Below are 25,445 nucleotides of genomic sequence, written 5' to 3'. Positions count from 1 at the left end.
ACTCGCCAATCCGTCGTGTCCGCGACCTCAGGCCGGGATCAACACCGGGCTGTCCGCCGAATCCCGCTCGCTGGCTTCGATTTCGCGGACCAGGGGCAGGACGCGGGCGCCGAAGTATTCGATTTCCTCCTGGAAGTGCAGAAATCCGCCCAGGATCAGGTCGACGCCGCGCTTGCGGTAGGCCGCGATGCGCTCGGCGATCTGCTCGGGGGTACCGATCAGCCCGGTGCGGAACCCGTCGTTGTACTGGACCAGGTCCTCGAAACTGGAATCGGCCCACATCCCCTTCTTGTCGCCGGTGGAGTTACCGGCCTGCTGGACCGCGCTGTGGAAGCCCTCCACGGCGGGCCGGTTGGCCTTGGCGATGATCTCCCGCAGCACCTCCTTGGCTTCCTTCTCGGTGTCGCGGGCGATGATGAACCCGTTGAGACCGAACTTGACCTCGCGGTTCGCATCGCGGGCGTGATCGCGGACCTCGACGACCTGCTCGGTGAGCCCGTCGTAGTCCTTGCCGTTGGAGAAGTACCAGTCGGCGTAGTACCCGCCGTTGCGGCGGGCCGCCGTGGAATTGCCGCCCTGGAAGATCTCCGGGTTGGGCCCGCTCCGGGGTGTTGAGCGGCTTGGGCTTGAGGGTGAAGTCGTGGATCCGGTAGAAGTCGCCGCGGAAGTCGACGTCGTCCTCGGTCCAGATCTTGCGCAACACCTGCAGGAACTCCGCGCTGCGCCGGTAGCGCTCGTCGTGTTCGAGCCACGGCTCCCCCAGGTGGGTGAACTCGTCCTTGAACCAGCCCGTGACCACGTTGACGGCGAACCGGCCGCCGGAGAGCTGGTCGGCGGTGGCGCCGAGCTTGGCCAGCACGCCGGGCTGCCACAGGCCCGGATGCACCGCGGCGATCACCTTCAACCGCTCGGTGGCCAGCAGCAACGCCAGGCTGAAGCTGGTCGATTCGTGCTGGTATTCCGCGCCGTAGCTGGCCTCGTAGCGCACCTGACTCAAGGCGTACTCGAACCCGTTGTTCTCCGCGGTCCGGGCCAACTTGGCGTTGTACTCATAGCCCCAGTGGGTGCGCTGCTCGATGTCACTGGTCACCAATCCGCCACTGACGTTGGGCACCCAGTAGGCGAACTTCACATGCTCGGCGATACGTTCAGTACTCATGGCTTGCATCAGACCCGGTGGGGTCTGCCCGGTCACCCATTTAAATCGTGAAGCGTCCAAGACGGACGCCGCGGCCTTGCCATCCTGACTAGAACACGTTCTAATTCTGGCCATGGACTTTGGGCTCGTGTTGTTCACCAGCGATCGTGGAATCACCCCGGCCGCGGCGGCCAAACTCGCCGACGACCACGGCTTCACCACCTTCTACGTGCCGGAGCACACCCACATCCCGGTCAAGCGCCAGGCCGCGCATCCCACCACCGGCGACGAGACCCTGCCCGACGACCGCTACATGCGCACCCTGGACCCGTGGGTCGCGCTGGCCACCGCGAGCGCCGTGACCAGCCGGGTGCGGCTGTCCACCGCGGTGGCCCTGCCGGTCGAGCACGACCCCATCTCCCTGGCCAAGACCATCGCCACCCTGGACCATCTCTCCGGCGGCCGGGTTTCGGTCGGCGTCGGCTTCGGTTGGAACACCGACGAACTGGCCGACCACAATGTCCCGCCCGCCCGTCGGCGCACCATGCTGCGCGAGTACCTCGAGGCCATGCGCGAACTCTGGACCAAGGAGGAGGCGGCCTACGAGGGCGAGTTCGTCAACTTCGGGCCGTCCTGGTCTTGGCCCAAGCCGATCCAGGCGCACGTCCCGGTGCTGGTGGGCGCGGCCGGCACCGAGAAGAACTTCAAGTGGATCGCCCGTTCCGCCGACGGCTGGATCACCACCCCGCGGGACTTCAACATCGACGAGCCGGTGAAGCTGCTGCAGGACACCTGGGCCGCGGCCGGCCGCGACGGCGCACCGCAGATCGTGGCACTGGACTTCAAGCCGGACCCCGAGAAGCTGGCGCACTGGAAGCAACTCGGCGTCACCGAGGTGCTGTTCGGCCTGCCGGACAAGCCCGAGGACGAGGTGGCCGCCTACGTCGAGCGGCTGGCCGGCAAGCTCGACGCGCTCGACCTCTAGGCCAGTCGCGCCTGATTGATCCCGTCGACGGCGGTCATCGAGATCCGTTGCCCCAGTGGCTCTCCGCCGCTCAGCAGCGCCACCAGATCGGCGTCGGTACTGGTCGCCATGAAGCGGCTGCCGTCGTCGAGGCGCCCGATGATGATCCCGGTGGTCTCTGGCCAGTCGTAGCGCACCGAATAGGTTTCGATGACGCCGGTGGTGTCGACGTCGCGGGTGACGGCCACCTCGGGCAGCGCCGCGATCTGCGCCTGCAGTTCCTTGCTCCGGTCGACGGCCCAGTCGGCGGGATCGGTGGAGTAGATGCCCACCGAGTACTTCGTCATCACCCCGCCGTTGGCGCCGACGAGACCGAATGTCCCCGGCCGTTCCCGCATTTCGCAGACCGTCTCGGCGATCCCGTGTAGCGAGTAGGCGTTGCCGGGTCCGCCGAAGAAGGGCAGCCCGCCGGTCAGAGTGAGCCCGCGCGGATCGTCGGCGGCGAGCCCCATGGTGTCGCACACGGTGAACACCGGGAACGGGAAGCAGCTGTACAGATCGAAGGTTGCGACGTCGTCCAGCCCGATGCCGGCGACCCGAAGCGCCTCTGTCACAGCCAGTTCGGCGGACACGCTGGCGCCCAGGTCGGCACGCAGCAACAGGTCCTGCTCCACCAGATCGGCATGCCCGCGCAGATACACCCAGTTCTCCTCGGGCACACCGAGGCGCCGCGCGGCCGCCACCGACATCACCACCGCGGCCGCCCCCTGGTTCACCTGATCGCGGGCCACCATCAGCCGCGGGTACGGGTCGCAGATCATCCGGTTCTCGGCGGTAACGGTGACCAGTTCGTCGACCGAGCGCTCCACCGGCGAGGCCGAGAAGGGGTTCTTCGCGGCGACTTTGACGAACGGGGCGAACAGCTCGGCCATCTGCCGGCGATACTCATCGACGCTCAGGCCCAGCTTGGCACGGCGGGCGTTGTCCAGCAGCCCGTACTGCACCGGAGCTCCGGTGAGTCCGTGCTTGACGGTGTACTCGCTCATGTACTGCTCGTAGCCATAGCCGCGGTCGTCGAGTTGACCGCCGACGCGCTCGGTGAAGTCGGGCTTGTCGGCGTCCGGCCGGTTGGCGAAAGTCTTGAGGGTGGAGCCGTTTTCGGAGCCGAGGATCAGCGCGACCTCGATGGCTCCGGCGGCGATCTCACCGGCGAACTCCGTCATCAGCTTCTGCGGGCCGTTGCCGCCGATGGGCTCCAGGACCGCGCGCGCCGGGTTCGCCCCCACCCGCCGGGCCACCGAGCGGACGTAGTTGTCGGAGGCGCCCAGCGGCGGCGGCATCGGCGTGCAGATCTCGAACTGCCGCAGCCCGGCGAACACCTCGATGGCTTCCGCCACGGCCGCGGGGGCGACGCCGGTGTCGGCCAGCGCGGCGCGCACCGCCTCGGTGGCCAGGGCGACCGAGGACATGCCGCGGTAGTCCGGGTCGTCGATGCGTTCGGTGAACTGCCCGACTCCGACCACCACCGGTGTCCGCGGATCGACCATGAGCAAACCTCCACTTTTCTCAACGCGAGCGGGCGCGTCCCCGGCCCGACACGCCGCAATCTGACGGGGTTTGCGCACGTTGGCGGATTACATCCACCAACTAATTCGTCAGGCTAACCGATATCCGCGCACCGACGGAAACCGCCGCCCCACCCACCGGCGTTGACAAGCCCTGTCACTTAGTGACACAGTGGCGGTGTCACTAAGTGACAGGAAGGAGGTGTCCATGACCGACAAGCGCGCCGAGGCCCGGCTGGCCGTGTCCCGTCTGGCCTGCGAGTTGTTCTGGGAGCGTGGGGTCGCGGGCACCAGCGGCGACGACATCGCCGCGGCCGCGGGACTTTCCACCCGCACCATCTGGCGCTACTTCCGCACCAAGGAAAGCTGCGTGGAACCCGTGCTGACGCGCACGGTCGATCGCTTCATCGGGATGCTGCAACGCTGGCCGGCGGAGTTGTCGCTGGCCGATCACCTCGCCGCCGACAGCGTCGCGTATCCGTTGACGCCGCAGGAGGTCGCCGACGAGATCAGCGCCATGCGCATCGCCACCATGTCGGCGGCCGAACCGGCCCTGCGAACGGCGTACCTGATGGTGCACGACCAGATGGAGCGCGGTTTCCTCCCGGTCATCGCCGAGCGCCTGAACCTCGACGAGTCCGACCTGACCGTTCGACTCTGCGCGGCAGCCGTCACCGCGGCATTCCGCGTGGTCGACGAGGACGTCAGCCGAGCGGTGATCGTCGAGAAGGAGATGGTCACCGCGCAGGAGGCACTCGCGCTCATCGACCGCGCCATCCGGGAAGCCACCAACGGCCGACTCGGCGGACCCGTCTCCACCTGATCACCCGAAAGGACTCACATGACAATGCCCGAACTGATCTCGGTGGAGGACTTCTTCAGCCCACCCGAGCGGCTCCTCGCGACGATAGCGCCGGACGGCCACCGCATCGCCTACCTGGCGCCGTGGCGCAACGACCGCCTGAACATCTGGGTGCAAAGCATCAGTGCAACAGGCGATTTGGCGGACGACGCCCGCTGTGTCACCGCCGACGCGGCACGCAGCGTGTACATCTATTACTGGACCGACGATCCGCGGTGGCTGCTGTACCTGCAAGACGGCGGCGGCGACGAGAACTGGCACGTCTACCGCGTCGACCTCGACGCCCCGGGCGCCGCGGCCGTCGACCTCACCCCGTTCCCCGGGGTGCGGGCCATGCTCACGCTACCCAAGGGGCGGCCGGGCAAGGCCATCGTCCAACTCAACAAGCGCAATCCCGAACTGTTCGATCCTTACGAATTGGACATCGCCACCGGCGATCTCACGCTGCTCGCGGAGAATCCCGGCAACATCGTCGAGTGGCTGTGCAGCCGCGACGGCGAACTGTTCAACTCGGCCATGACCGCCGACGGCGATATGGAACTGTCCCGCTGGGACAAGACTTCCGGGACACTGCGCGCCATCACCCGCTACTCCGGCGTCGACTATCCGGTGGGCGTCTCCCCCACCCAGATCACCCCGGACGGCACCGGCATCTGGGTCGGCTCCAACAAGGGCCGCGACCGCATCCGACTGGTCCGCGTCGACGTCGACACCGGCGCGGAGACCGAGGTCGACAGCCATCCCACGCTCGAGTTGTCCGTCCAGTTGGGTCTGCCGTCACCGCTGATCCTCGATGCCCGCACCGGGGATCTGCTCGGCGTGCGCTATTACGGGCAACGGCAGGTGATCCACGCGCTGGACCCGAATTTCGCTGCGGTGCTGAAGAATCTGTCCAAACTCTCGGACGGCGACCTGGCGCAGATCACGTCCGACGACAGCGGACAGCGCTGGGTGGTGAGCTTCACCGGAGATCGCGACCCCGCCGTCACCTACTTCTACAACCACACGACCGGAGCGAGCAGGCTGCTGTTCCGTCCCTATCCGCGACTGGACCCCGACACGCTGGCACCGATGACGCCGGTGCGCTTCGCCGCGCGCGACGGACTCGAACTGCACGGGTATCTGACGCTGCCGATCGGCATCGAACCCACCGACCTCCCCATGGTCCTGCTGGTCCACGGCGGCCCATGGGCCCGCGACGCGTGGACTTTCCAGCCGGAGGTGCAACTGCTGGCCAACCGCGGATACGCGGTGCTACAGGTGAACTTTCGCGGTTCCACCGGCTACGGAAAATCCTTCACCCAGGCGGCGATCGGCGAGTTCGCCGGCAAGATGCACGATGACCTGATCGACGCCGTCCAGTGGGCCGTCGACCAAGGTTATGCCGACCGCGACCGGGTGGCGATCTTCGGCGGGTCCTACGGGGGCTACACGGCCCTGGTGGGGGTGACGTTCACCCCGGACGTCTTCGCCGCGGCCATCGACTACGTCGGCATCTCGAACCTGGCGAACTTCATGCGGACCCTGCCGAACGTGGCCCGACCGTTCCTGACCAACAACTGGTACCGGTACGTCGGGGACCCGTCGGATCCGCAGCAGGAGGCGGACATGCTGGCCCGTTCACCGATCACCTATGTCGAGAAGATCCGCACACCGCTGCTGGTTGTGCAGGGCGCCAATGATTCTCGGGTGGTGCAGGCCGAGTCCGACAACATGGTCGCGGCGCTGCGCGCCCGCGGCGTGGAGGTCGAGTACCTGGTCAAGGAGGACGAGGGACATGGATTCCTCAACTCCGACAACCAGATCGAGCTGTACCGCGCGGTCGAGCGATTCCTGGCCCAAAACCTCGGCGAGCGTGCGCGTTCCGGAGAACACGCACGCTCGCGCAAGATGAAGGGGTAGTGCCCCTACAGGCTTTCCAGGATCTCCCGGGCCAGCTTGGCGGTGGCCGACGGGGTCTTGCCGACCTTCACGCCGGCGGCCTCGAGGGCCTCCTGCTTGGCCGCGGCGGTGCCCGACGAGCCGGAGACGATGGCGCCGGCGTGGCCCATGGTCTTGCCCTCCGGGGCGGTGAAGCCCGCGACGTAGCCGACGACCGGCTTGGTGACGTTGGCCTTGATGTAGTCGGCGGCCCGCTCCTCGGCGTCGCCGCCGATCTCGCCGATCATCACGATGACCTTGGTCTCCGGGTCCTTCTCGAACGCCGCGATGGCGTCGATGTGGGTGGTGCCGATGACCGGGTCGCCGCCGATGCCGATGGCGGTGGAGAAGCCGAGATCGCGCAGCTCGTACATCATCTGGTAGGTCAGCGTGCCGGACTTCGACACCAGACCGATCGGGCCCTTGCCGGTGATGTTGTTCGGCGTGATGCCGACCAGCGACTCACCGGGGGTGATGATGCCGGGGCAGTTCGGGCCGATGATCCGGGTCTTCTCACCCTTCTCGACGTTGTAGGCCCACGCATACGCGGTGTCCTGCACCGGGATTCCCTCGGTGATGACCACCAGCAGCGGGATCTCGGCGTCGATGGCCTCGATGATGGCGTCCTTGGAGAAGGCCGGCGGGACGAAGGCGATCGACACGTCGGCGCCGGTCTCCTTCATGGCCTCGGCCACCGAACCGAAGACCGGCAGCTCGACGTCATTACCGTCTTTGTCCTTGTGGGACACGGTGGTTCCGGCCTTGCGGGCGTTGACGCCGCCGACCACCTGGGTGCCGGCCTTGAGCATCAGCGCGGTGTGCTTGGTGCCCTCGCCGCCGGTGATGCCCTGGACGATGACCTTGGAGTCCTTGTTCAAAAAGATAGACATCTGCAAACTCCCTTACTTGCTCGCCAGCTCGGCGGCTTTGTCAGCACCCGAGTCCATCGTGTCGGCCTGGATCACCAGCGGGTGGTTGGCCTCGGACAGGATGCGACGGCCCTCGTCGACGTTGTTGCCGTCCAGGCGGACGACCAGCGGCTTGTTGGCCTCGTCGCCCAGAATCTGCAGCGCCTTGACGATGCCGTTGGCCACCGCGTCACAGGCGGTGATGCCGCCGAAGACGTTGACGAACACGCTCTTGACCTGGGAGTCGTTCAGGATGACGTCCAGACCAGCGGCCATCACCTCGGCCGAGGCGCCACCGCCGATGTCCAGGAAGTTGGCCGGCTTGACCCCGCCGTGGTTCTCCCCGGCGTAGGCGACGACGTCCAGCGTCGACATGACCAGGCCCGCACCGTTTCCGATGATGCCGACCTGTCCGTCGAGCTTGACGTAGTTGAGGTCGTTCTCCTTGGCCTTCTGCTCCAGCGGGTCCGCGGCGTCCTTGTCCTCGAACTCGGCGTGGCCGGGCTGGCGGAAGTCGGCGTTCTCGTCGAGGGTGACCTTGCCGTCGAGCGCCAGGATCTGATCGTCCGGCGTGCGCACCAGCGGGTTGACCTCGACCAGGGTGGCGTCCTCGGCGACGAAGACCTCCCACAACTTCTGGATGGTCACCGCGGCGGCGTCGAGCACCTCGGCGGGCAGGTGGCCCTGCTCGGCGATCGAGCGCGCGGTGGCCAGGTCGACACCCTTGACCGCGTCCACGGACACCTTGGCCAGCCGATCCGGCTTGGTGGCGGCGACCTCTTCGATCTCCATGCCGCCCTCGACCGAGCACATCGCCAGGTAGGTGCGGTTCGCACGGTCGAGCAGGAAGGAGATGTAGTACTCCTCTGCGATGTCGCTGGCCTCGGCCACCAACAGCTTCTTGACGACGTGTCCCTTGATGTCCAGGCCGAGGATGTTGCCGGCATGGGTGAAGGCGTCATCGGCGGTGGCGGCGTACTTCACGCCACCGGCCTTGCCGCGGCCGCCGACCTTGACCTGCGCCTTGACCATCACGGGCTTGCCGATCTCCTCGGCAATGGCCTTCGCGTCGGCGGCAGAATCGGTGACTCGACCCGGCGTCGTCGGAACGTTGTGCTTGGCGAATAGTTCCTTCGCCTGGTACTCGAAAAGATCCATATCTTCCTAACTAGGGCACAGTCTCTGCCGGCTTGACGGCGATGACGGTTTGAGGCTTGAAGCCTCGGGGAACTTTATCGACACGGTTGCGATCGACTCGCACCACCCACCAGTGTTGTGGTAGATGTCACCGCGCGGATACTCGTGATACAAGTCACATTCCGCCGCGGAATACCCCTTTGGGTTGCCACCTTCATTGGAATTTGGTTAACGTCTCTCCTGGCTTCGGTAACGCTTTGGTCACGACGCAAGGGACGTTTCAGGTTGGCAACGCATCGTTCGACACCGCGCTCACATGCGCAAACGTCGACGAAGGCCCGCCCGAACGATCTTGATTTCCACTCCAACGAAGTGACCGACATCGTGCCGTTCAACGAGTTCGGTCGACTCGATGACCTCGACTTCCACGGCGGCGCCTTCGGCTCGGAGGCCGAAATCCTGCGCGCCCCGGAACTCGACGACGTCGCCGACACCGACGAGATGCCGCTGACGCTGATGCGCCGGATGGACATCAACGTCATCCATGACCCCGACGCCACTGACGTCATCCCGCGCGTGAGTGGCGGCCAGCACCGCAAGCCTGCGGCCAGCGCCCTGAAGGGCCGCGTCATGATCGCCGCGATGGCGGCCGGAGCCGCGGCCGCCGCGGCCCACACCGCCATCAACCCGTCCGACGAGGCCTCGGCCAAGGCCGTGCTGGCCTCCGACACCACCGTGCCGGGTACCGCCGCCCCCGATGCCCCGCGCGGCGTGCAGGTCGTCAGCGTCACCCCCGTCGCGAGCAGCAGCGTGCACTCCGAGGAACTCGCCAAGGGCGCCGCCTACGCGCAGGAGCGTGCCGAGCGGGAAGCCCGACTGTCCGCCCCGCTGTTCGTCAAGCCCACCAACGGCATCTTCACCTCCGGCTTCGGCTACCGCTGGGGCGCGCTGCACGCCGGCGTCGACATCGCCGGCCCCATCGGCACCCCCATCTATGCGGTGGCCGACGGCGTCGTCATCGAGGCCGGCCCCACCGCTGGGTACGGCGCGGTGGTCAAGCTTCGCCACCGCGACGGCACCGTGACCCTCTACGGCCACGTGAACACCTGGACGGTCAGCGCCGGGCAGGCCGTGATGGCCGGCGACCAGATCGCCACCATCGGCAACCGCGGCTTCTCCACCGGCCCGCACTGCCACTTCGAGGTCATGCCCAACGGCACCGACCGCATCGACCCGGTGCCGTGGCTCGCGCAGCGCGGCATCAGCGTCGGCGGCTACGCCGGCTGAGCCGTTGACGGAACCCCCGAAACCCCCCTCCCCTGACGAACCGCCCTCGGGCGCGGAAACCCGCATCATTCGTCGCGCGCCCACCGGCACCGACGCCGCCCGGACCGGCATCATCCGCCGCGTCCCGACCGGAGCCATTCCCGTGGCGCCACCCACCACCGTCGTCCCGCAGGCCGACGAGTCCGCCACCGGTCTGCTGCGGCCCATAAAACCCGAGCCTGCGGGTCCGGGCACCGCGGTGGCGGCCTGCGTGGTCGCGATGATCAGCGCGTGGGCGACCCTGGTGCTGGCGACCAGCCTCATCACCGGGTGGTGGAGCACCGACCGATTGTTCTGTGCCGCAGTCGCTTTCCTGGCCTTAGTGTTCGCCGCGGCAACCGCGACGGGCATTGTGCTGTTGCTGTTGCGGCGCGGGCCGGGCCGCTACCTGATCGCGATCGGCGCCCTGGTCGCGCTGCTCGGTTTCGGCGGCGTGTTCATCGCGGGCGCGCAGATCCCCTGGGTGGTCCACGTCGCCCCGGTGCTACCGGCCGCCAGCGCGCTGCTGGCCCTGCTGCCGGCCACCCGACGGTGGGCCGAGTCCGACTGAGCTACAGCTTGCTGATCGGGGCGTGGTTGTGCATCAGCTTGACCCGCCCGGCGCTGCCGAAGTCGATCAGCGACATCGCCGACTCCCCGGCCCCGGTGACCTCCTCGACGCGACCGAGCCCGTACTTGTCGTGGGTCACCCGGTCCCCCGGCGCCAGCACGATCAGCGGGCGGTTGCGCGCGGCCGCCGGCCGGCTCGGCGCCGGACGCGACGACCCACCACCGAAGGACGTGCCGCCACCCGAGAGGCGGCCCGGTGCGCTGAACGCCGCGGCCTGCTCGGTGCGGCGCCAATCGATCAGTTCCTGCGGAATCTCGCGCAGGAAGCGGGATTCCGGGTTGAGCATCGGCTGTCCCCACGACGAGCGCACCTTGGCGCGGCTGAGGTGCAGCCGCTGCCGCGCCCGGGTGATCCCGACGTAGGCCAGCCGTCGTTCCTCGGACAGTTCGGTCGGATCGCCGAGCGCCCGCATGTGCGGGAACATGCCGTCCTCCCAACCGATCACGAACACCACCGGGAACTCGAGCCCCTTGGCGGTGTGCAGCGTCATCATGGTGACCACGCCCGCGCCCTCTTCGGGGATCTCGTCGGTGTCGGCCACCAACGACACCCGTTCCAGGAACTCGGCGAGCACGCCCGTCTCGGGGACGTCCTCGTCGACCGGGGCGTCATCACCCTCGGACTCGGCCAGCGCGGCGGCGTTGGCCCGGTCGATGCTGAATTCGTGTGCGACGCTGACGAGTTCGTTGAGGTTGTCCAGCCGGGCGAGGTCCTGCGGGTCCGACGACGACTCCAGCGATTGGCGGTAGCCGCTGCGGTCGAGCACCGCCTCCACCAGGTCCCCGAGTTCGTCGTCGAGCTTGCCGCGCAACCCGTCGAGCAACTCCACGAACGCGGCGATCGCCTTCTCGGAGCGGGTGTTGAGCATCGGCACCTTGCCCTCGGCGGCGGCCTGCAGGGCGTCGTTGAAGTTCGCGCCGGTGTTCTCGGCGTAGACCGCGACGCAGGCCTCGGCCCGGTCGCCGATACCGCGCCGCGGCGTGTTGAGGATCCGGCGCATGCTCACCGAGTCACCCGGGTTGTCCAGCACCCGTAGGTAGGCCACGATGTCGCGGATCTCCTTGCGCTCGTAAAAGCGCACGCCCCCAACGACTTTGTACGGAATTCCGGCCCTGATGAAGACCTCTTCGAGGGCGCGCGAGGAGTTGTTGGTGCGGTAGAACACCGCGACGTCGTTATAGCTGATCTCGCCGCGGTCCCGCAGCGAGTCGATCTCTTCGGCAACGAACCGCGCCTCGTCGTGCTCGTTGTCGGCGACGTAGCCGACGATCAGCTCGCCCTCGCCGGCGTCGGTCCACAGCCGCTTGTCGCGGCGCCCGGCGTTGCGGGCGATGACCGAGTTGGCCGCGTTGAGGATGTTCTGGGTCGACCGGTAGTTCTGCTCCAGCAGGATGGTCGTGGCGTTCGGGAAGTCGCGCTCGAAGTCCTCGATGTTGCGGATCGTCGCGCCGCGGAACGCGTAGATCGACTGGTCGGCGTCGCCGACGACGCACAGCTCACCCGGGGCGATCCCGTCCTGGGTCGCCTCGGTCCCGACCAGCTCGCGCACCAGCACGTACTGGGCGTGGTTGGTGTCCTGGTACTCGTCGACCAGGATGTGCCGGAACCGGCGGCGGTAGTACTGCGCGATCTGCGGGAAGGCCTGCAGGATGCCGACCGTCTCCCCGATCAGGTCGTCGAAGTCCAACGCGTTGGCGGCCCGCAGCCGGCGCTGGTACTCGCCGTAGACCGAGGCGACCGTCCGGTGCAGATCGTCGGAGACATCGCTGAGCTCGGCGACGGCCTGCTCGGGGTCGATCAGCTCGTTCTTCAGGTTCGAGATGGAGTTGGCCAGCAGCCGCGGCGAGTACCGCTTGACGTCCAGGCCCATGTCCTTGGCGATCATCATGAGCAGCCGGCGCGAGTCGTCGGCGTCGTAGATGGAGAAATTCGAGTTGAGCCCGGGCAGCAGCGAGGCCTGGTTGCGCAGGATGCGCACGCACGTGGAGTGGAACGTCGACACCCACATCGAGCGGGCGCGCGGGCCGACGAGGTCGACCACCCGCTCGCGCATCTCCGCGGCGGCCTTGTTGGTGAAGGTGATGGCCAGGATCTGCCCGACGCCGGCGTCCCGCGCGGCCAGCAGGTAGGCGATCCGCCGCGTCAGCACGGCCGTCTTTCCCGAGCCGGCGCCGGCCACGATCAACAGCGGGGTGCCCTCGTGCAGGACGGCCTGGCGCTGCTGCGGGTTGAGGCCCTCCAGAAGTTGGTCGGTCTCGCTGGCGGTCGACGGTGAAAACGAAGTCATATCGTCTGTAAACCTACCGCTCCGGCCCGACACCTTTGCGCTGGCACGACCATCGGTGGCACACTCGATTGGTGCTCGATGCGCGGTGGCGATTTTCTCTACGGGCAACAGCGAGTAGGCAGAGGATGACGCAATGAGCGTGGACAGCACCGAGACCGACGTCGATGCCCTGCGCGGCGAGATCGACCGGCTGGACGCCGAGATCCTGGCCGCGGTGCAGCGGCGCACCGAGGTATCCAAGCTGATCGGCAAGGCCCGGATGGCCTCCGGCGGCACGCGGCTGGTGCACAGCCGGGAGATGAAGGTCATCGAGCGCTACAGCACGCTCGGCCCCGACGGCAAGGACCTGGCCATGCTGCTGCTGCGCATGGGCCGCGGCCGCCTCGGCCACTGATCTACCTGGGATTTCGGTGCGCTAAGGCGCGGTGAGCGCAACCCAGCGCACCGAATTCGCTACTGGGTGAAGGCGATGTACTTGGTGTCGAGGTATTCCTCGATGCCCTCGATACCGCCCTCGCGCCCGAAGCCGGACTCCTTAATGCCGCCGAACGGCGCCGCCGCGTCCGAGATCACCCCGCGGTTGACGCCGACCATCCCCGATTCGATGGCCTCGGCCACCCGCAGCGCCCGGTCCAGGGACTGCGTGTAGATGTAGGCCGCCAGGCCGTAGTCGGTGTCGTTGGCCACCGCGATGGCCTCCTCCTCGGTGTCGAACCCCACGATCGGCGCGACGGGCCCGAACACCTCCTCCTTGAGGATGCGTGATTCGGGTGCGACGTCGGTGAGCACCGTGGCCGGGTAGAAATTGCCCGGCCCCTCCGGTGCGACGCCGCCCACGGCCACCGTCGCACCCTTGGCCACCGCGTCGGACACCAGGTCCTCGACGGTCTTGACCTGCTTGGTGTTGATCAGCGGCCCCAGCGTGGAGCCGTCCTTCAGCCCGTCCCCCAGGGTGAACTCGCTCATCCGCTTGACCAGCTTCTCGGTGAACTCGGCCCGCACGGGGTTGGCGACGTGGAAGCGGTTGGCCGCCGTGCAGGCCTCGCCGCCGTTGCGCATCTTGGCCAGGATCGCGCCGTCGACCGCGGCGTCCAGATCGGCGTCGTCGAACACGATGAACGGCGCGTTGCCGCCGAGTTCCATCGAGGTCCGCAGCAGCTTGTCGGCCGACTGCTTGACCAGGGCCTTGCCGACGCCGGTGGAGCCGGTGAAGGTCAGCTTGCGCAGCCGTCCGTCGTCGATCAGGGCGCCGGTCAGATCGCCGGGCTTGGAGGTCGGCAGGACCGACAGCACGCCCTTGGGCAGCCCGGCCTCGTCCATCAGCTTGGCAAGCAGCAGCATGGTCAGCGGCGTCTCCTGGGCCGGCTTGACGATCATCGTGCAACCGGCGGCCACGGCGGGACCGATCTTGCGGGTGCCCATGGCCAGCGGGAAGTTCCACGGGGTGATCGCGTAGCAGAGCCCCACCGGCGCCTTGCTCACCAGGATGCGGCCGGTGCCCGCGGGGCTGCCGGTGTAGCGGCCGTCGATGCGCACGGCCTCCTCGGCGAACCAGCGGAAGAACTCGGCGCCGTACTTGACCTCGCCCTTGCTCTCGGCGAGCACCTTGCCCATCTCGAGGGTCATCAGCGCGGCGATGTCGTCGGCATGGGCGGTGATGGTCTCGAAGACCGAACGCAGGATCTCGCCGCGCTCGCGCGGCGGGGTGGCGGCCCAGTCGTCCTGCACGGCCGTCGCCGCCTCCACGGCGGCGATCCCGTCGGCGACAGTGGCGTCGGCCACCTGGGTGAGCACTTCACCGGTCGCGGGGTTGAAGACGTCGAACTGCGCCGCGGCTTCGCGTTCGACACCCCCGATCCACAGGCCCGTCGGTACCGATGACAGCAGCTTGGTGGTGTCCATCCCCCCATCATTCACTAAGGTCGAGAACATGGTTACCGAGGTCACACAATCGCCTGCTTGGGCGGCGTTGGTTCGTCATCACGAGCAGGTCGGTGACACCCATTTGCGGGAGTTCTTCGACGCGGATCCCGAACGCGGCCGGGAACTGGCGCTGACCGTCGGTGACCTCTACATCGACTACAGCAAGCACCGGGTCGACCGCGAGACGTTGCGGTTGCTCACCGATTTGGCGCGCGCGGCCGGGCTCGAGGCGCGCCGCGATGCGATGTTCGCCGGGGAGCACATCAACACCTCCGAGGACCGCGCGGTGTTGCATACCGCGCTGCGGTTGCCGCGCGCGGCGAACCTGACGGTCGACGGTCAGGACGTGGTCGCCGACGTGCACGCGGTGCTGGACCGGATGGGCGAGTTCACCGACCGGTTGCGGTCCGGGGACTGGACCGGGGCCACGGGTGAGCGCATCACGACCGTGGTGAACATCGGCATCGGCGGCTCGGATCTGGGTCCGGTGATGGTCTACGACGCGTTGCGCCATTACGCCGACGCCGGGATCTCGGCGCGGTTCGTGTCCAACGTCGATCCGGCCGATCTGGTGGCCACGCTGGCCGGTTTGGATCCGGCCAGCACGCTGTTCATCGTTGCGTCCAAGACGTTTTCGACGTTGGAGACGTTGACGAATGCGACCGCGGCGCGGCGCTGGCTGACCGACGCCCTCGGCGAGGACGCGGTGAGCAAGCATTTCGTGGCGGTGTCGACCAACGCGAAGCTGGTCGAAGAGTTCGGCATCGACACCGCGAACATGTTCGGCTTCTGGGACTGGGTCGGCGGGCGGTACTCGGTGGACTCGGCGATCGGGCTGTCGGTGATGGCCGCGATCGGCCGCGAGCACTTCGCCGATTTCTTGTCCGGATTCCACATTGTCGACGAGCATTTCCGCACCGCGCCGCTGGAGGCCAACGCGCCGGCGCTGCTCGGCCTGATCGGCGTGTGGTATTCGAATTTCTTTGGCGCGCAATCGCGTGCGGTGTTGCCGTATTCGAACGACCTGTCGCGATTTGCGGCCTATCTGCAGCAGCTGACGATGGAGTCCAACGGCAAGTCGGTGCGTGCCGACGGCAGCCCGGTGGCCACCGATACCGGGGAGATCTTCTGGGGCGAGCCGGGCACCAACGGCCAGCACGCGTTCTATCAGCTGCTGCATCAGGGCACCCGGTTGGTGCCGGCGGATTTCATCGGGTTCTCCCAACCCACCGATGATCTGCCCACCGCCGACGGCGCCGGCTCGATGCACGACCTGCTGATGAGCAACTTCTTCGCCCAGACGAAGGTGCTGGCGTTCGGCAAGACCGCCGAAGAGATTGCCGCCGAGGGGACTTCGCCGCAGGTGGTGCCACACAAGGTGATGCCGGGCAACCGGCCGTCGACCTCGATCCTGGCCAATCGCCTCACCCCGTCGACGGTGGGCCAGCTCATCGCCCTCTACGAGCATCAGGTGTTCACCGAAGGGGTGATCTGGGGCATCGACTCGTTCGACCAGTGGGGCGTCGAGTTGGGCAAGACCCAGGCCAATTCGTTGCTGCCGGTCCTCACCGACGACGCCGCCCCACAGGCCCAGTCCGACAGCTCCACCGACGCCCTGGTGCGCCGCTACCGCGCCGAACGCGGCCGAGCCCAGTGACCAAAGCGGACGCGACCGCGCTTCAGCACGGCCGCGTCCGACTTGGAGGGGTCTAACTACCGGTCACCGATCAGGGTGCCGGGATGGTGGCGCAGCCGACACCGGGGATGCAGCCCGCGGCGCCGTCAGGTCCGGCCGTGCCGGCAGGCCCGCCGGGGATGCTGCCCGCGGCGCCACCGGGACCGGCAGTGCCCTCGGGACCACCGGGAATGCTGCCCGTCGCGCCCTCGGGTCCGGCCGCTCCGCCGGGGCCACCGGGAATCGCGCCGCTGGCGCCACCGGGACCGGCCTCACCACCGGGGCCGCCGGGGATCTGCCCGGCCGCTCCACCGGGACCCGCGGTGCCGATGTCGGCACACGCAGTGCCGTCCGGGTTGACGCACGGCGGCGGGGCCGGCGTGGCCATGGCCACCGGGGCGAAAGCGAAGGCCGCAGCAGCGGCGCCGGCATACAGTGCTGGGGTCAATGCTGAGAGTTTCATGCCGCTTGGTCTACCCCGGGGTCGGCGGCGAGAAACCTCTGACTCCAGATTCCTACTTGAGCAGCTTCGACATCCGTCGATCCGCCAGCACCTTGCCGCCGGTCTGACACTTCGCGCAGTACTGGAAAGACTTGTCGGCGAAGGACACCTCGCGCACGGTGTCCCCGCAGACCGGGCACGGCAGACCGGTGCGGGCGTGCACGCGCAACCCCGAGCGCTTCTCGCCCTTCAGCGTCGCAGCCTGCTGCCCCACCGAGCGCCCTACGGCGTCGGTGAGCACCGAGATCAGCGCGTCGTGCAGCGCGCCGAGTTGCGCCTCGGTCAACTTGCCGGCGGTCGCGAACGGCGACAGCTTCGCCACGTGCAGGATCTCGTCGCTGTAGGCGTTGCCGACGCCGGCGATCACCTTCTGATCGGTGATCACGGTCTTGAGCCGCCCGGTATTGCCCTTCAACACCGAGGCCAGGTCCTGCGGACCCAGCGACAGCGCGTCCGGGCCGAGGTTGGCGATGCCGGGGACCTTCGTCGGGTCGTCGACCAGCCACACCGCCAATCGTTTCTGGGTGCCGGCCTCGGTCAGGTCGAATCCCGGTGCCGCGCCGGGTGTTCCGAGGTGCACCCGCAGCGCGATGGGCCCCTTCCCGGGCTTGAGCGGAGTGGCGGTGAGGTTGTCGGACCACCGCAGCCAACCCGCCCGCGACAGATGCGTGATCAGGTATAGGTCACCGACCTGAAGGCCCAGGTACTTGCCCCAGCGACTCGCGCCGGTCACCGCCTGGCCGTACAGCGCGGTCAGCGGCGGATCGAAGGTCTTGAGCACCGACAGGGCCGCCACGTCGATGCGGCCCACCGGCCGGCCCACGGCGTTGCCGCGCAGGTACTCGGCCAGGGCTTCCACCTCGGGTAATTCGGGCATTCGTACAGTCTGCCGAGCCCGTCGGCGCATGTCACGGGCGCTGCGATAACGATTTCAAAGTACCCGGTACCGCCGGTATTGACTTTATTCCAAAGCGGTCTAACCTTCAGGTCAACGGACGTCACACGAAGGGACTCCCGTCGCCCATGACCACGTCACTGCCACAGTCACCGCCCAGCCGTGAGGAATTCGCCGAACGCCTGCTGAAGGGCTCGGTCAAGCGGTCCTACGAGCCCGTCGTCGACATCGACTGGGACGCGCCGATCGACCCGGACAAGTTCTTCCTGCCCCCGCAGATGGTCACCCTCTACGGCACCCCGGAATGGGAGGCGCTGAGCCGGTCCCAGCAGATCGACCTGTCCCGGCAGGAGTTGGTCAACGTCCTCTCGGCGGGCATCTGGTTCGAGAACATCCTCAACCAGGCCTTGCTGCGCGACCTGATGCACCGCAACCCGACCGCGAAGACCACCCACTACGCGCTGACCGAACTGGGCGACGAGACCCGGCACATGATCATGTTCGGTAAGACCATCGAGCGGGTGGGCGGGACCCCGGTGCGGCCCAAGCTGTTTCGGCGCATGATCATCAACTCGCTGCCGCTGGTGTTCCGCGGGCCGCTGCTGTGGGGCGCGGCACTGGTCGGCGAGGAACTGTTCGACGCGTTGCAGCGGCAGACCTTGGAGGACCCCGACCTGCAGCCGATCGTGCAGCGCCTCATGCGGATTCATGTCACCGAGGAGGCCCGCCACATCCAGTTCGCCCGCGACGGGCTGCGCAAGACGGTGCCGGTCATGCCGTGGTATCGAAAGATGTTGCTGGCCAACGTGCACGGTGCCGGCGGACCGTTCTACCGGATGCTGTTCACCCTGCCCATCCAGTACTCCCGGGTGGGACTCGACGGCAAGCGGATGCGCCGGGTGGCCCGATCGAACCCGCATTTCCGGGACAAGTGCGTGTCGGCCTTCGCCCCGCTGGCGGAGTTCTTCGAGGACATCGGCCTGATGGGCCGGTTCGGGCGGTGGATGTGGCGCCGGGCCGGCTTCCTGTGACATCCATTGTCCTGGGGCGAGTCTGCGACCTCGGCCCGGAGTTGAGCGCGATCAGCGCCATCGAGGTGCCGGCTGATCAGGCCCGCCTGCGCGATGCGCGGTTCGACGCCGGCACCGACAGCTGGAGCCTGACCACCGCCGACGGGCGCTGCATCAGCGCCCGCATCCTGATCGACACCCGGCCGTCGACCGAGCCCACGATCGCCGTCCACGGCATGCCGAACTACTTCCGCATTCCCGGCCCCGACACCACGGCGCAGTCCCGCCTGGTGGCCCACTGCCTGGAGTTGCTGCGGCGCTCCGGGTCCACGCGCATCGAGGCCAGGGCGCGGATCCAGTTGCGGCGCAGACCATTGCGAGCACTGGCGACCAAGTTCTACCTGACGGGTTCGATTCCCACCGACGAGCACGTGTACGACGGCGCCGCCACCCTGACGCTGGCCGAGGGGGACATCGCCGTGCACGCGCGGCTGTCCGGCCATCTCGACGCGATCGACGGCCGCTACCACTGGCGCGGATCGATCGCCGGCGAACTGCCCGACGAGGTGCTGACCAAGCAGCGCTCGGTGACGGTGTCGACCACCGGCAGCAGCGCACCGGCGCGGGTGATGGAGCGCACCCCGTGGGGCGGTTACACCGTCACCGGGGTGGGCGCGCCACCGTTCGCCATCGACTGATCACTCCTCCAGCGTCAGTTCCACCATGGGCACCGCCAGGTCGTCGGTGCCCAGCGCCTCCTGCATCACCGGCCCGAGGAACCGCCAGGCGATCCGGTGCTGGCGCTGATACTCCGCGAGCGTCCGTGCCGACTCCTCGGGGGTCATGGCCCGCGCGGTGGCGGGCACCTCACGCCGACCCCCGACGCTGACCTTGACCTCCGGGTCGGCCAGCACATTGCGATACCACTGGGACGTCTTTCCCAGTCCCGAGGCCACCACGTAGCGGTCCGGGCCGGGCCGGTCGGTGACCTCCAGGACCACCTGCCGCGGCAACCCGGTCTTGCGGCCGCGGTGCTCGAGCATCAGCATGCGGTGCCCCAGCAGGAAGCCCAGTCGGGCGCGGTACAGCGCGAGCGGCGCGCGCACCAGCCACCGCGTGCGCAACAGTCGGCCCGCCAATGTCGTGGGCATATTTCCACGTTAGACCCAGGCAAAACTAGAACGTGTTCTAGTATCGCTGTCATGCGATTCACCTATGCGGAAGCCATGACGGACTCCAGCTACTACATACCGCTGGCGAAGGCGGCCGAGGCGGCCGGCTACCACGGGATGACGCTGGCCGACAGCGTCGCCTATCCGGCCGAGTCCGACGCGAAGTACCCCTACACGCCCGACGGCAACCGCGAGTTCCTCGAGGACAAGGAGATGATCGAGACGTTCGTCCTGGCCTCGGCGCTGTCCGCGGTCACCACGACGCTGCGGTTCAACTTCTTCGTGCTCAAGCTGCCCATCCGGCCACCCGCGCTGGTGGCCAAGCAGGCCGGTTCGTTGGCCGCGATGTTCGACAACCGTCTGGGCCTCGGCGTGGGCACCAGCCCCTGGCCCGAGGATTACGACCTGATGGGCGTGCCGTTCGCCCGGCGGGGAAAGCGGATGGACGAGTGCATCGACATCATCCGCGGCCTGACCACCGGCGAGTACTTCGAATACCACGGCGAGTTCTACGACATCGAGAAGACCAAGATGTCCCCGGCGCCCACGAAGCCGATCCCGATCCTGATCGGCGGTCACGCCGATGCGGCGCTGCGCCGCGCGGCGCGCAACGACGGCTGGATGCACGGCGGCGGTGGCCCGGAGGAACTCGACGAACTGTTGGCCAAGCTCGCCCGCTACCGCGCGGAAGCCGGCAGTACCGGTGATTTTGAGATCCACGTCATCTCCGCCGACGCCTACACCGCCGACGGCATCAAACGCCTCGAGGACAAGGGCGTCACCGACGTCATCGTCGGCTTCCGGTTGCCCTACATCGTGGGCCGCGACACCGAACCGCTCGACGACAAGATCCGCAACCTCGAGCGCTTCGCCGAGAAGGTCATCAGCAAGGTGTAATCGGCGCACGACCGCCCACCTCGGCGTTGTACGGTTCCGTCATGAGCGCATACAGCGAGGCGTTCGGCGCGAGCATCGCCGACCCGGCCGGATTCTGGGGTGAGGCCGCCCGAGCGGTGACCTGGACGCGGGAACCGCAACGCATTCTCGACGACACCAACCCGCCGTTCTACCGCTGGTTCCCCGACGCCGAACTCAACACCTGCGCCAACGCGCTGGACCGGCACGTCGAGGCCGGGCGCGGCGATCAGGCCGCGCTGATCTACGACTCGCCGGTGACCGACACCAAGCGCACCTACACCTACTCCGAGTTGCTCGCCGCGACGGCACGGTGCGCCGGCGCGTTGCGGGGGCTCGGCGTCGGCAAGGGCGACCGGGTGGTCATCTACATGCCGATGATCCCCGAGGCCGTCATCGCCATGCTGGCCTGCGCGCGGCTGGGCGCGGTGCACTCGGTGGTGTTCGGCGGCTTCGCCCCGCACGAACTGGCGGTGCGCATCGACGACGTCCGGCCCAGCGTGGTGGTGACCGCGTCGTGCGGCATCGAGCCGTCCCGGATCGTCGAGTACAAGCCGATGATCGACGAGGCACTGGACATGGCCGAGCATCCACCCGCGCACTGCGTCGTGGTGCAGCGCGAACGGCAGCGGTGTTCGATGGTCGACGGCCGCGATCTGGATTGGGACGCCCTGCTGGCCGAGGCCGAACCGGCGGCGCCGGTGCCGGTGGCCGCCACCGATCCGCTCTACGTCCTGTACACCTCGGGAACCACCGGCAAGCCCAAGGGGATCGTCCGCGACAACGGCGGGCACGCGGTGGCGCTGCTGTGGAGCATGCGCAACATCTACGACATTGCCCCCGGCGAGGTCTTCTGGGCCGCCTCCGACGTGGGCTGGGTGGTCGGCCACTCCTACATCGTCTATGCGCCTTTGCTTCTGGGGGCGACGACGGTGCTCTACGAGGGCAAGCCCGTCGGCACCCCCGACCCGGGTGCGTTCTGGCGGGTGATCAGCGAGCACAACGTGAAGGCACTGTTCACCGCGCCCACGGCCATCCGCGTCATCCGCAAGGAGGACCCCAACGCCGAGCACCTGGCCCGCTACGACCTCTCCGGGCTGAAGTACCTGTATGTCGCCGGCGAGCGCCTGGATCCCGACACCTACCACTGGGCGGTGAAGAACCTCGGGATCCCGGTGATCGACCACTGGTGGCAGACCGAGACCGGCTGGGCCATCGCCGCCAATCCGATGGGCCTGGAACAGTTTCCGGTCAAGGCGGGATCCCCCACCAAGCCGATGCCGGGCTATGACATCCACATCCTGGCCGACGACGGCAGCCGGTGCGAGACCGGTCAGGACGGCGCGATCTGCATCCGGCTGCCGCTTCCGCCCGGCACGCTGCCGACGCTGTGGAACGCCGACGACCGCTATGAGGCGTCGTATCTGTCCGAGCATCCGGGCTACTACCTGACCGGCGACGGCGGCCGCTTCGACGAGGACGGCTACCTGTTCGTCATGGGCCGCATCGACGACGTCATCAACGTGGCCGGGCACCGGCTGTCGACGGGGGCGATCGAGGAGGTGCTGGCGACCCATCCGGCAGTGGCCGAATGCGCGGTGATCGGCGTCGCCGACGAGATCAAGGGGCAGGCGCCGCGCGGGCTGGTGGTGCTGAAGTCCGGCGCGGCGGCCGAGGGCCTGGCCGATGAACTGATTGCCTTGGTGCGCAAGGAGATCGGTGCAGTGGCGACGTTCCGTCTGGTCGACGTGGTGCCGGGCCTGCCGAAGACGCGCTCCGGCAAGATCCTGCGCAAGACGCTGCGGGGCATCGCCGCCGGGCGCGACGAGCCGGTGCCGTCGACCATCGAGGACCCCGCGGTGCTCGATGCGCTGAAGGGAATCCTGGGGTGAGCGAGTCCCTCGACGATCCAGTGGTCATCCACACCGACGGTGGCTGCCGCCCGAACCCCGGCCCCGGCGGCTGGGGCGCGGTGCTGCGCCAGCGCCACCACGTGCGCGAACTGTTCGGCGGGGAGGCCGGTCAGACCAGCAACAACCGGATGGAACTGACCGCGCCGATCATGGCCCTCGAGGCGCTGACCCGACCCGTGGTCGTGCACCTTTACACCGACAGCACCTACGTCCGCAACGGCATCACCAAGTGGGTGCACGGCTGGGCCCGCAACGGCTGGCTGACCGCCGCGAAGCAACCGGTGAAGAACGTCGACCTGTGGCAGCGGTTGCAGGCGGCGTGCGCGCGCCACGAGGTCGAGTGGTTCTGGGTGAAGGGCCATTCGGGGGTCACCGACAACGAACTGGCCGACGTGCTGGCGACCCGCGGGATGCAGGAAGCGATCGACGCGGCCGCGCTCACGGCTCGCGTCTGACCTCCGCCGGCGACTTGTCCGGCCGCAGCCCGCGCCAACTGGGATGCCGCAGCCGGCCGTCCGAGGTCCACTGCCCGTACCGCACCTCACCGACGACGGTGGGCTCGACGAACGTGACGCCGCGGGCATCAGGCCCGGAAAGCCGGGTGTTGAACGGGGATTCGTCGGTGTGCAACGGCGCCAGCAGCTTCTTGAGCTTGCCCAGTTCCTTGTCGGTGAACCCGGTGCCGACCCGACCGACGAAATCCAACCCGTCCTCGGCGGGGATTCCCATCAGCAGCGCCCCGATGCCGGTGGATCGGCCACCCTCCCCCTGACGCCAACCGCCGATCACGATCTCCTGGGTGTACCAGTTCTTGTCCTTGATCCACGCCGCCGACCGGCGACCGGGCTGATACGTCGAATCCCATTTCTTGGCGATCACCCCCTCCCAGCCTTGCTCCGCCGAGTACTGCAGCGCTTCGGCGCCGTCGCCGGGGATCCGCTCGGAGACAATCAGATTCGTCCCGTCGGCCAGGGTCTCGAGCAGCTTGCGCCGGTCGCGGTACTTCACGTTGAGCAACGAGCGGCCGTCGAGGTGCAGCAGGTCGAAGGCCCAGAACTCGATCCGGGTGGCCCGGGCCCGGTTCTGCATCTCGCCGAAGTTGGGCACGCCGTGTTCGTCGAGCGCGACCACCTCGCCGTCGAGCAGCACGTGGTACTCGGCGAGATCGGCGGCCAGGGAACGCAGTTGCGGATACTCCTTGGTGACGTCGCGGCCGCTGCGCGAACGCAGCGCGAGCGTCCCGTGGTCGGAGTCGAACAGCAGCCGGTACCCGTCCCACTTGCCCTCGAACGCCCACTGGGTGGCCTTGAGCTTGGCGACCGAACCGTGGGTCGCCAGCATGGGCGCCAGATCCGACGGCAGCGGCTGCGGCTGATCCTTGGTGCGGTGCGCCAACCAGTTCTTGCCGTCGGTCTGGATCAGCGCGTACCGGCCGGACACCTTGTTCCCGCGCAGTGTGACGATCACCTCGCCCTTCTGTCCGGGCTCGGGCGGATCGCGGAACTTCTCGGCCTCGTAGGTACCCGAATCCCACACGATGACCTTGCCGCCGCCGTACTCCCCCTTCGGGATGGTGCCCTCGAAGGTCGCGTACTCCAGCGGGTGGTCCTCGGTGTGCACGGCCAGGTGGTTGACCGACGGGCTCTCGGGCAGATTCTTGGGTATCGCCCAGGACACCAGCACCCCGTCGCGTTCCAGCCGGAAGTCGTAGTGCAGCCGTCGGGCGTGGTGTTCCTGGATGACGAACGTGTTGTTCTCCCCCACAGCGGGTTTGGCCGACGGCACAGGCTCCGGGGTGCGGGTGTCGTCGCGCATCGATCGGTAGGTGGTCAATCGGTCCGGCATCGGCACCGCGCCGTCGAGTCCCTCGAGCAGATCCCCGTCGCGCGCGACCCGGTCGAGCACCTCGTCGAAGCGCAGCTGCCGCAGTTCCGAATCGTCGAGCTCGTCCCAGGTGCGGGGTGCGGCGACCGTCGGCTGGGCCCGCCCGCGCATGGAGTACGGCGCGATCGTGGTCTTGGCCGCCGAGTTCTGGCTCCAGTCCACGAAGACCTTGCCCGCCCGCAGCTTCTTGGTCATGGTGGCGGTGACCTGCCTGGGCATCGCCTGTTCCAATTGCTGCGCAACGCGTTTGGCCAACACCGACGCGCCGCGCGAGCTGACCGGCTCGTCGAGCGGCACATACAGATGAATGCCCTTGCTGCCGCTGGTCAGCGGGAAGGTCCGCAGCCCGATGTCGTCCATCAGGGCGCGCACCTCGCGGGCCACCGTGCAGATCAGGTCCATCCCGACGTCCTCGCCGGGATCGAGGTCGAAGACGATGCGGGTGGCCGGGCCCGGTTTGTCGTCGACGAAACGCCATTGCGGCACGTGCACTTCCAGGGCGGCCTGCTGGGCGACCCAGGCCAGGCCGTCGACGCTGTCGATGATCGGATAGGTGGTGGTGCCCGATCGGTGCGTCACGCTGCCGCGGCTCAACCACTGCGGCGCCGACGACGCGAGTTGCTTCTCGAAGAAGTCGCCCTGCTCGACGCCGTTGGGCCAGCGTTTGCGGGTGACGGGGCGACCGGCGATGTGCGGCAGCATGACCTGGGCGACGGCGATGTAGTAGTCGAAGACCTCGGCCTTGGTGGTGCCGGTCTCCGGGTACAGCACCTTGTCGGCGTTGGTCAGCCTGACCTGCGATTCCCGCGATCCCATCGAAGTCCAACGTATACCTTGCT

21 protein-coding genes and 1 pseudogene are annotated in these 25,445 nt (G+C 67.9%); 12 read left to right on the top strand and 10 right to left on the bottom strand.

Going from position 1 to position 25,445, the window contains the following annotated elements; translation table 11 throughout:
- Positions 1-27: 27 nt before the first annotated feature.
- Positions 28-1,159 (bottom strand): annotated as a pseudogene (gene sfnG, locus EL338_RS04170) (dimethylsulfone monooxygenase SfnG).
- A 112-nt stretch (positions 1,160-1,271) separates the two neighbouring features.
- Here sfnG and EL338_RS04165 point away from each other — a divergent pair.
- Entirely contained in the window at positions 1,272-2,123 is an 852-nt protein-coding gene (locus EL338_RS04165) for an LLM class F420-dependent oxidoreductase (protein ID WP_126332575.1), read from the top strand.
- On the opposite strand, the gene EL338_RS04160 is transcribed toward EL338_RS04165, so the two are convergent.
- A complete protein-coding gene (locus EL338_RS04160) occupies positions 2,120-3,649 on the bottom strand; it encodes an acetyl-CoA acetyltransferase (RefSeq protein ID WP_126332574.1) in 1,530 nt (509 codons plus the stop codon). The genes EL338_RS04165 and EL338_RS04160 overlap by 4 nt on opposite strands.
- Positions 3,650-3,875: 226 nt before the next feature.
- Here EL338_RS04160 and EL338_RS04155 point away from each other — a divergent pair, with 226 nt between their 5' ends.
- Complete coding sequence (locus EL338_RS04155; RefSeq protein WP_170217425.1) at positions 3,876-4,490, top strand: TetR/AcrR family transcriptional regulator; 615 nt, start codon at positions 3,876-3,878, stop codon at positions 4,488-4,490.
- A gap of 18 nt (positions 4,491-4,508) precedes the next feature.
- Positions 4,509-6,431 carry a S9 family peptidase gene (locus tag EL338_RS04150; protein WP_126332573.1) on the top strand — a complete coding sequence of 641 codons (1,923 nt, stop codon included), beginning with the start codon at positions 4,509-4,511 and terminating at the stop codon, positions 6,429-6,431.
- A gap of 5 nt (positions 6,432-6,436) precedes the next feature.
- Here the strand turns inward: EL338_RS04150 and sucD are convergent, their stop codons facing one another.
- Positions 6,437-7,339, bottom strand: a complete 903-nt coding sequence (gene sucD, locus EL338_RS04145; protein ID WP_126332572.1) for a succinate--CoA ligase subunit alpha — start codon at positions 7,337-7,339, stop codon at positions 6,437-6,439.
- Between the two features lie 12 nt (positions 7,340-7,351).
- Positions 7,352-8,515, bottom strand: coding sequence for an ADP-forming succinate--CoA ligase subunit beta (gene sucC / locus EL338_RS04140; protein WP_126332571.1), 1,164 nt, complete (start codon positions 8,513-8,515; stop codon positions 7,352-7,354).
- 351 nt (positions 8,516-8,866) lie between these two features.
- On the opposite strand from sucC, the gene EL338_RS04135 reads away from it, so the two are divergent.
- Together EL338_RS04135 and EL338_RS04130 are read left to right on the top strand one after the other, a co-directional pair.
- Positions 8,867-9,781, top strand: a complete 915-nt coding sequence (locus EL338_RS04135) for a M23 family metallopeptidase (protein WP_235666369.1) — start codon at positions 8,867-8,869, stop codon at positions 9,779-9,781.
- A gap of 4 nt (positions 9,782-9,785) precedes the next feature.
- Complete coding sequence (locus EL338_RS04130; protein ID WP_126332569.1) at positions 9,786-10,370, top strand: hypothetical protein; 585 nt, start codon at positions 9,786-9,788, stop codon at positions 10,368-10,370.
- A 1-nt stretch (position 10,371) separates the two neighbouring features.
- Here EL338_RS04130 and pcrA read toward each other — a convergent pair whose 3' ends face one another.
- A complete protein-coding gene (pcrA, locus tag EL338_RS04125; protein ID WP_126332568.1) occupies positions 10,372-12,717 on the bottom strand; it encodes a DNA helicase PcrA in 2,346 nt (781 codons plus the stop codon).
- Positions 12,718-12,850: 133 nt separating this feature from the next.
- Here pcrA and EL338_RS04120 point away from each other — a divergent pair, with 133 nt between their 5' ends.
- Positions 12,851-13,111, top strand: coding sequence for a chorismate mutase (locus tag EL338_RS04120; protein ID WP_126332567.1), 261 nt, complete (start codon positions 12,851-12,853; stop codon positions 13,109-13,111).
- A 59-nt stretch (positions 13,112-13,170) separates the two neighbouring features.
- On the opposite strand, the gene EL338_RS04115 is transcribed toward EL338_RS04120, so the two are convergent.
- A complete protein-coding gene (locus EL338_RS04115; protein ID WP_126332566.1) occupies positions 13,171-14,619 on the bottom strand; it encodes an NAD-dependent succinate-semialdehyde dehydrogenase in 1,449 nt (482 codons plus the stop codon).
- Between the two features lie 28 nt (positions 14,620-14,647).
- Between EL338_RS04115 and pgi the strand changes: the two genes are divergently transcribed.
- Entirely contained in the window at positions 14,648-16,297 is a 1,650-nt protein-coding gene (gene pgi / locus EL338_RS04110; protein ID WP_126332565.1) for a glucose-6-phosphate isomerase, read from the top strand.
- A gap of 70 nt (positions 16,298-16,367) precedes the next feature.
- On the opposite strand, the gene EL338_RS04105 is transcribed toward pgi, so the two are convergent.
- Together EL338_RS04105 and EL338_RS04100 are read right to left on the bottom strand one after the other, a co-directional pair.
- Positions 16,368-16,703, bottom strand: a complete 336-nt coding sequence (locus EL338_RS04105; protein ID WP_435404919.1) for a hypothetical protein — start codon at positions 16,701-16,703, stop codon at positions 16,368-16,370.
- Positions 16,704-16,830: 127 nt separating this feature from the next.
- Positions 16,831-17,694: an Fpg/Nei family DNA glycosylase gene (locus tag EL338_RS04100; RefSeq protein ID WP_126332564.1), complete on the bottom strand. Its 864-nt coding sequence runs from the start codon at positions 17,692-17,694 to the stop codon at positions 16,831-16,833.
- Positions 17,695-17,840: 146 nt separating this feature from the next.
- Here EL338_RS04100 and EL338_RS04095 point away from each other — a divergent pair, with 146 nt between their 5' ends.
- Together EL338_RS04095 and EL338_RS04090 are read left to right on the top strand one after the other, a co-directional pair.
- Complete coding sequence (locus EL338_RS04095; protein WP_126332563.1) at positions 17,841-18,743, top strand: AurF N-oxygenase family protein; 903 nt, start codon at positions 17,841-17,843, stop codon at positions 18,741-18,743.
- Positions 18,740-19,420 carry a DUF4873 domain-containing protein gene (locus EL338_RS04090; RefSeq protein WP_126332562.1) on the top strand — a complete coding sequence of 227 codons (681 nt, stop codon included), beginning with the start codon at positions 18,740-18,742 and terminating at the stop codon, positions 19,418-19,420. Before EL338_RS04095 ends, EL338_RS04090 begins: the two co-directional genes overlap by 4 nt.
- Here the strand turns inward: EL338_RS04090 and EL338_RS04085 are convergent, their stop codons facing one another.
- The gene (locus EL338_RS04085) at positions 19,421-19,873 is read right to left on the bottom strand and encodes a nitroreductase family deazaflavin-dependent oxidoreductase (protein WP_126332561.1); all 453 of its coding nucleotides are present in this window, start codon (positions 19,871-19,873) and stop codon (positions 19,421-19,423) included.
- A 51-nt stretch (positions 19,874-19,924) separates the two neighbouring features.
- On the opposite strand from EL338_RS04085, the gene EL338_RS04080 reads away from it, so the two are divergent.
- The 3 genes from EL338_RS04080 to rnhA are packed head-to-tail and all read left to right on the top strand — an operon-like array spanning position 19,925 to position 23,177.
- The gene (locus EL338_RS04080) at positions 19,925-20,791 is read left to right on the top strand and encodes a TIGR03619 family F420-dependent LLM class oxidoreductase (RefSeq protein WP_126332560.1); all 867 of its coding nucleotides are present in this window, start codon (positions 19,925-19,927) and stop codon (positions 20,789-20,791) included.
- A gap of 41 nt (positions 20,792-20,832) precedes the next feature.
- Positions 20,833-22,701: a propionyl-CoA synthetase gene (locus tag EL338_RS04075; RefSeq protein WP_126332559.1), complete on the top strand. Its 1,869-nt coding sequence runs from the start codon at positions 20,833-20,835 to the stop codon at positions 22,699-22,701.
- Positions 22,698-23,177, top strand: a complete 480-nt coding sequence (gene rnhA / locus EL338_RS04070; RefSeq protein WP_126332558.1) for a ribonuclease HI — start codon at positions 22,698-22,700, stop codon at positions 23,175-23,177. The genes EL338_RS04075 and rnhA overlap by 4 nt, the downstream gene beginning before the upstream one ends.
- Here rnhA and EL338_RS04065 read toward each other — a convergent pair.
- Positions 23,161-25,422, bottom strand: coding sequence for an ATP-dependent DNA ligase (locus EL338_RS04065; protein ID WP_126332557.1), 2,262 nt, complete (start codon positions 25,420-25,422; stop codon positions 23,161-23,163). The two genes, rnhA and EL338_RS04065, sit on opposite strands and share 17 nt — an antisense overlap.
- Between the last annotated feature and the right edge of the window lie 23 nt (positions 25,423-25,445).

Origin of the sequence: Mycolicibacterium chitae, assembly GCF_900637205.1 — a bacterium.
GTDB lineage: Bacteria > Actinomycetota > Actinomycetes > Mycobacteriales > Mycobacteriaceae > Mycobacterium > Mycobacterium chitae.
This window is presented reverse-complemented; position numbering and strand designations above follow the sequence as displayed.

What these genes read in the sequence shown, in the direction of transcription:
- sucC (WP_126332571.1), bottom strand. Translation starts at nt 8,515, where the DNA reads ATGGATCTTTTCGAGTACCAGGCGAAGGAACTATTCGCCAAGCACAAC.
- EL338_RS04075 (WP_126332559.1), top strand. Translation starts at nt 20,833, where the DNA reads ATGAGCGCATACAGCGAGGCGTTCGGCGCGAGCATCGCCGACCCGGCC.
- EL338_RS04085 (WP_126332561.1), bottom strand. Translation starts at nt 19,873, where the DNA reads ATGCCCACGACATTGGCGGGCCGACTGTTGCGCACGCGGTGGCTGGTG.
- EL338_RS04150 (WP_126332573.1), top strand. Translation starts at nt 4,509, where the DNA reads ATGACAATGCCCGAACTGATCTCGGTGGAGGACTTCTTCAGCCCACCC.
- pgi (WP_126332565.1), top strand. Translation starts at nt 14,648, where the DNA reads ATGGTTACCGAGGTCACACAATCGCCTGCTTGGGCGGCGTTGGTTCGT.
- EL338_RS04095 (WP_126332563.1), top strand. Translation starts at nt 17,841, where the DNA reads ATGACCACGTCACTGCCACAGTCACCGCCCAGCCGTGAGGAATTCGCC.
- EL338_RS04065 (WP_126332557.1), bottom strand. Translation starts at nt 25,422, where the DNA reads ATGGGATCGCGGGAATCGCAGGTCAGGCTGACCAACGCCGACAAGGTG.
- EL338_RS04120 (WP_126332567.1), top strand. Translation starts at nt 12,851, where the DNA reads ATGAGCGTGGACAGCACCGAGACCGACGTCGATGCCCTGCGCGGCGAG.
- EL338_RS04080 (WP_126332560.1), top strand. Translation starts at nt 19,925, where the DNA reads ATGCGATTCACCTATGCGGAAGCCATGACGGACTCCAGCTACTACATA.
- EL338_RS04165 (WP_126332575.1), top strand. Translation starts at nt 1,272, where the DNA reads ATGGACTTTGGGCTCGTGTTGTTCACCAGCGATCGTGGAATCACCCCG.
- EL338_RS04105 (WP_435404919.1), bottom strand. Translation starts at nt 16,703, where the DNA reads ATGGCCACGCCGGCCCCGCCGCCGTGCGTCAACCCGGACGGCACTGCG.
- EL338_RS04115 (WP_126332566.1), bottom strand. Translation starts at nt 14,619, where the DNA reads ATGGACACCACCAAGCTGCTGTCATCGGTACCGACGGGCCTGTGGATC.
- sucD (WP_126332572.1), bottom strand. Translation starts at nt 7,339, where the DNA reads ATGTCTATCTTTTTGAACAAGGACTCCAAGGTCATCGTCCAGGGCATC.
- EL338_RS04155 (WP_170217425.1), top strand. Translation starts at nt 3,876, where the DNA reads ATGACCGACAAGCGCGCCGAGGCCCGGCTGGCCGTGTCCCGTCTGGCC.
- pcrA (WP_126332568.1), bottom strand. Translation starts at nt 12,717, where the DNA reads ATGACTTCGTTTTCACCGTCGACCGCCAGCGAGACCGACCAACTTCTG.
- EL338_RS04100 (WP_126332564.1), bottom strand. Translation starts at nt 17,694, where the DNA reads ATGCCCGAATTACCCGAGGTGGAAGCCCTGGCCGAGTACCTGCGCGGC.
- EL338_RS04160 (WP_126332574.1), bottom strand. Translation starts at nt 3,649, where the DNA reads ATGGTCGATCCGCGGACACCGGTGGTGGTCGGAGTCGGGCAGTTCACC.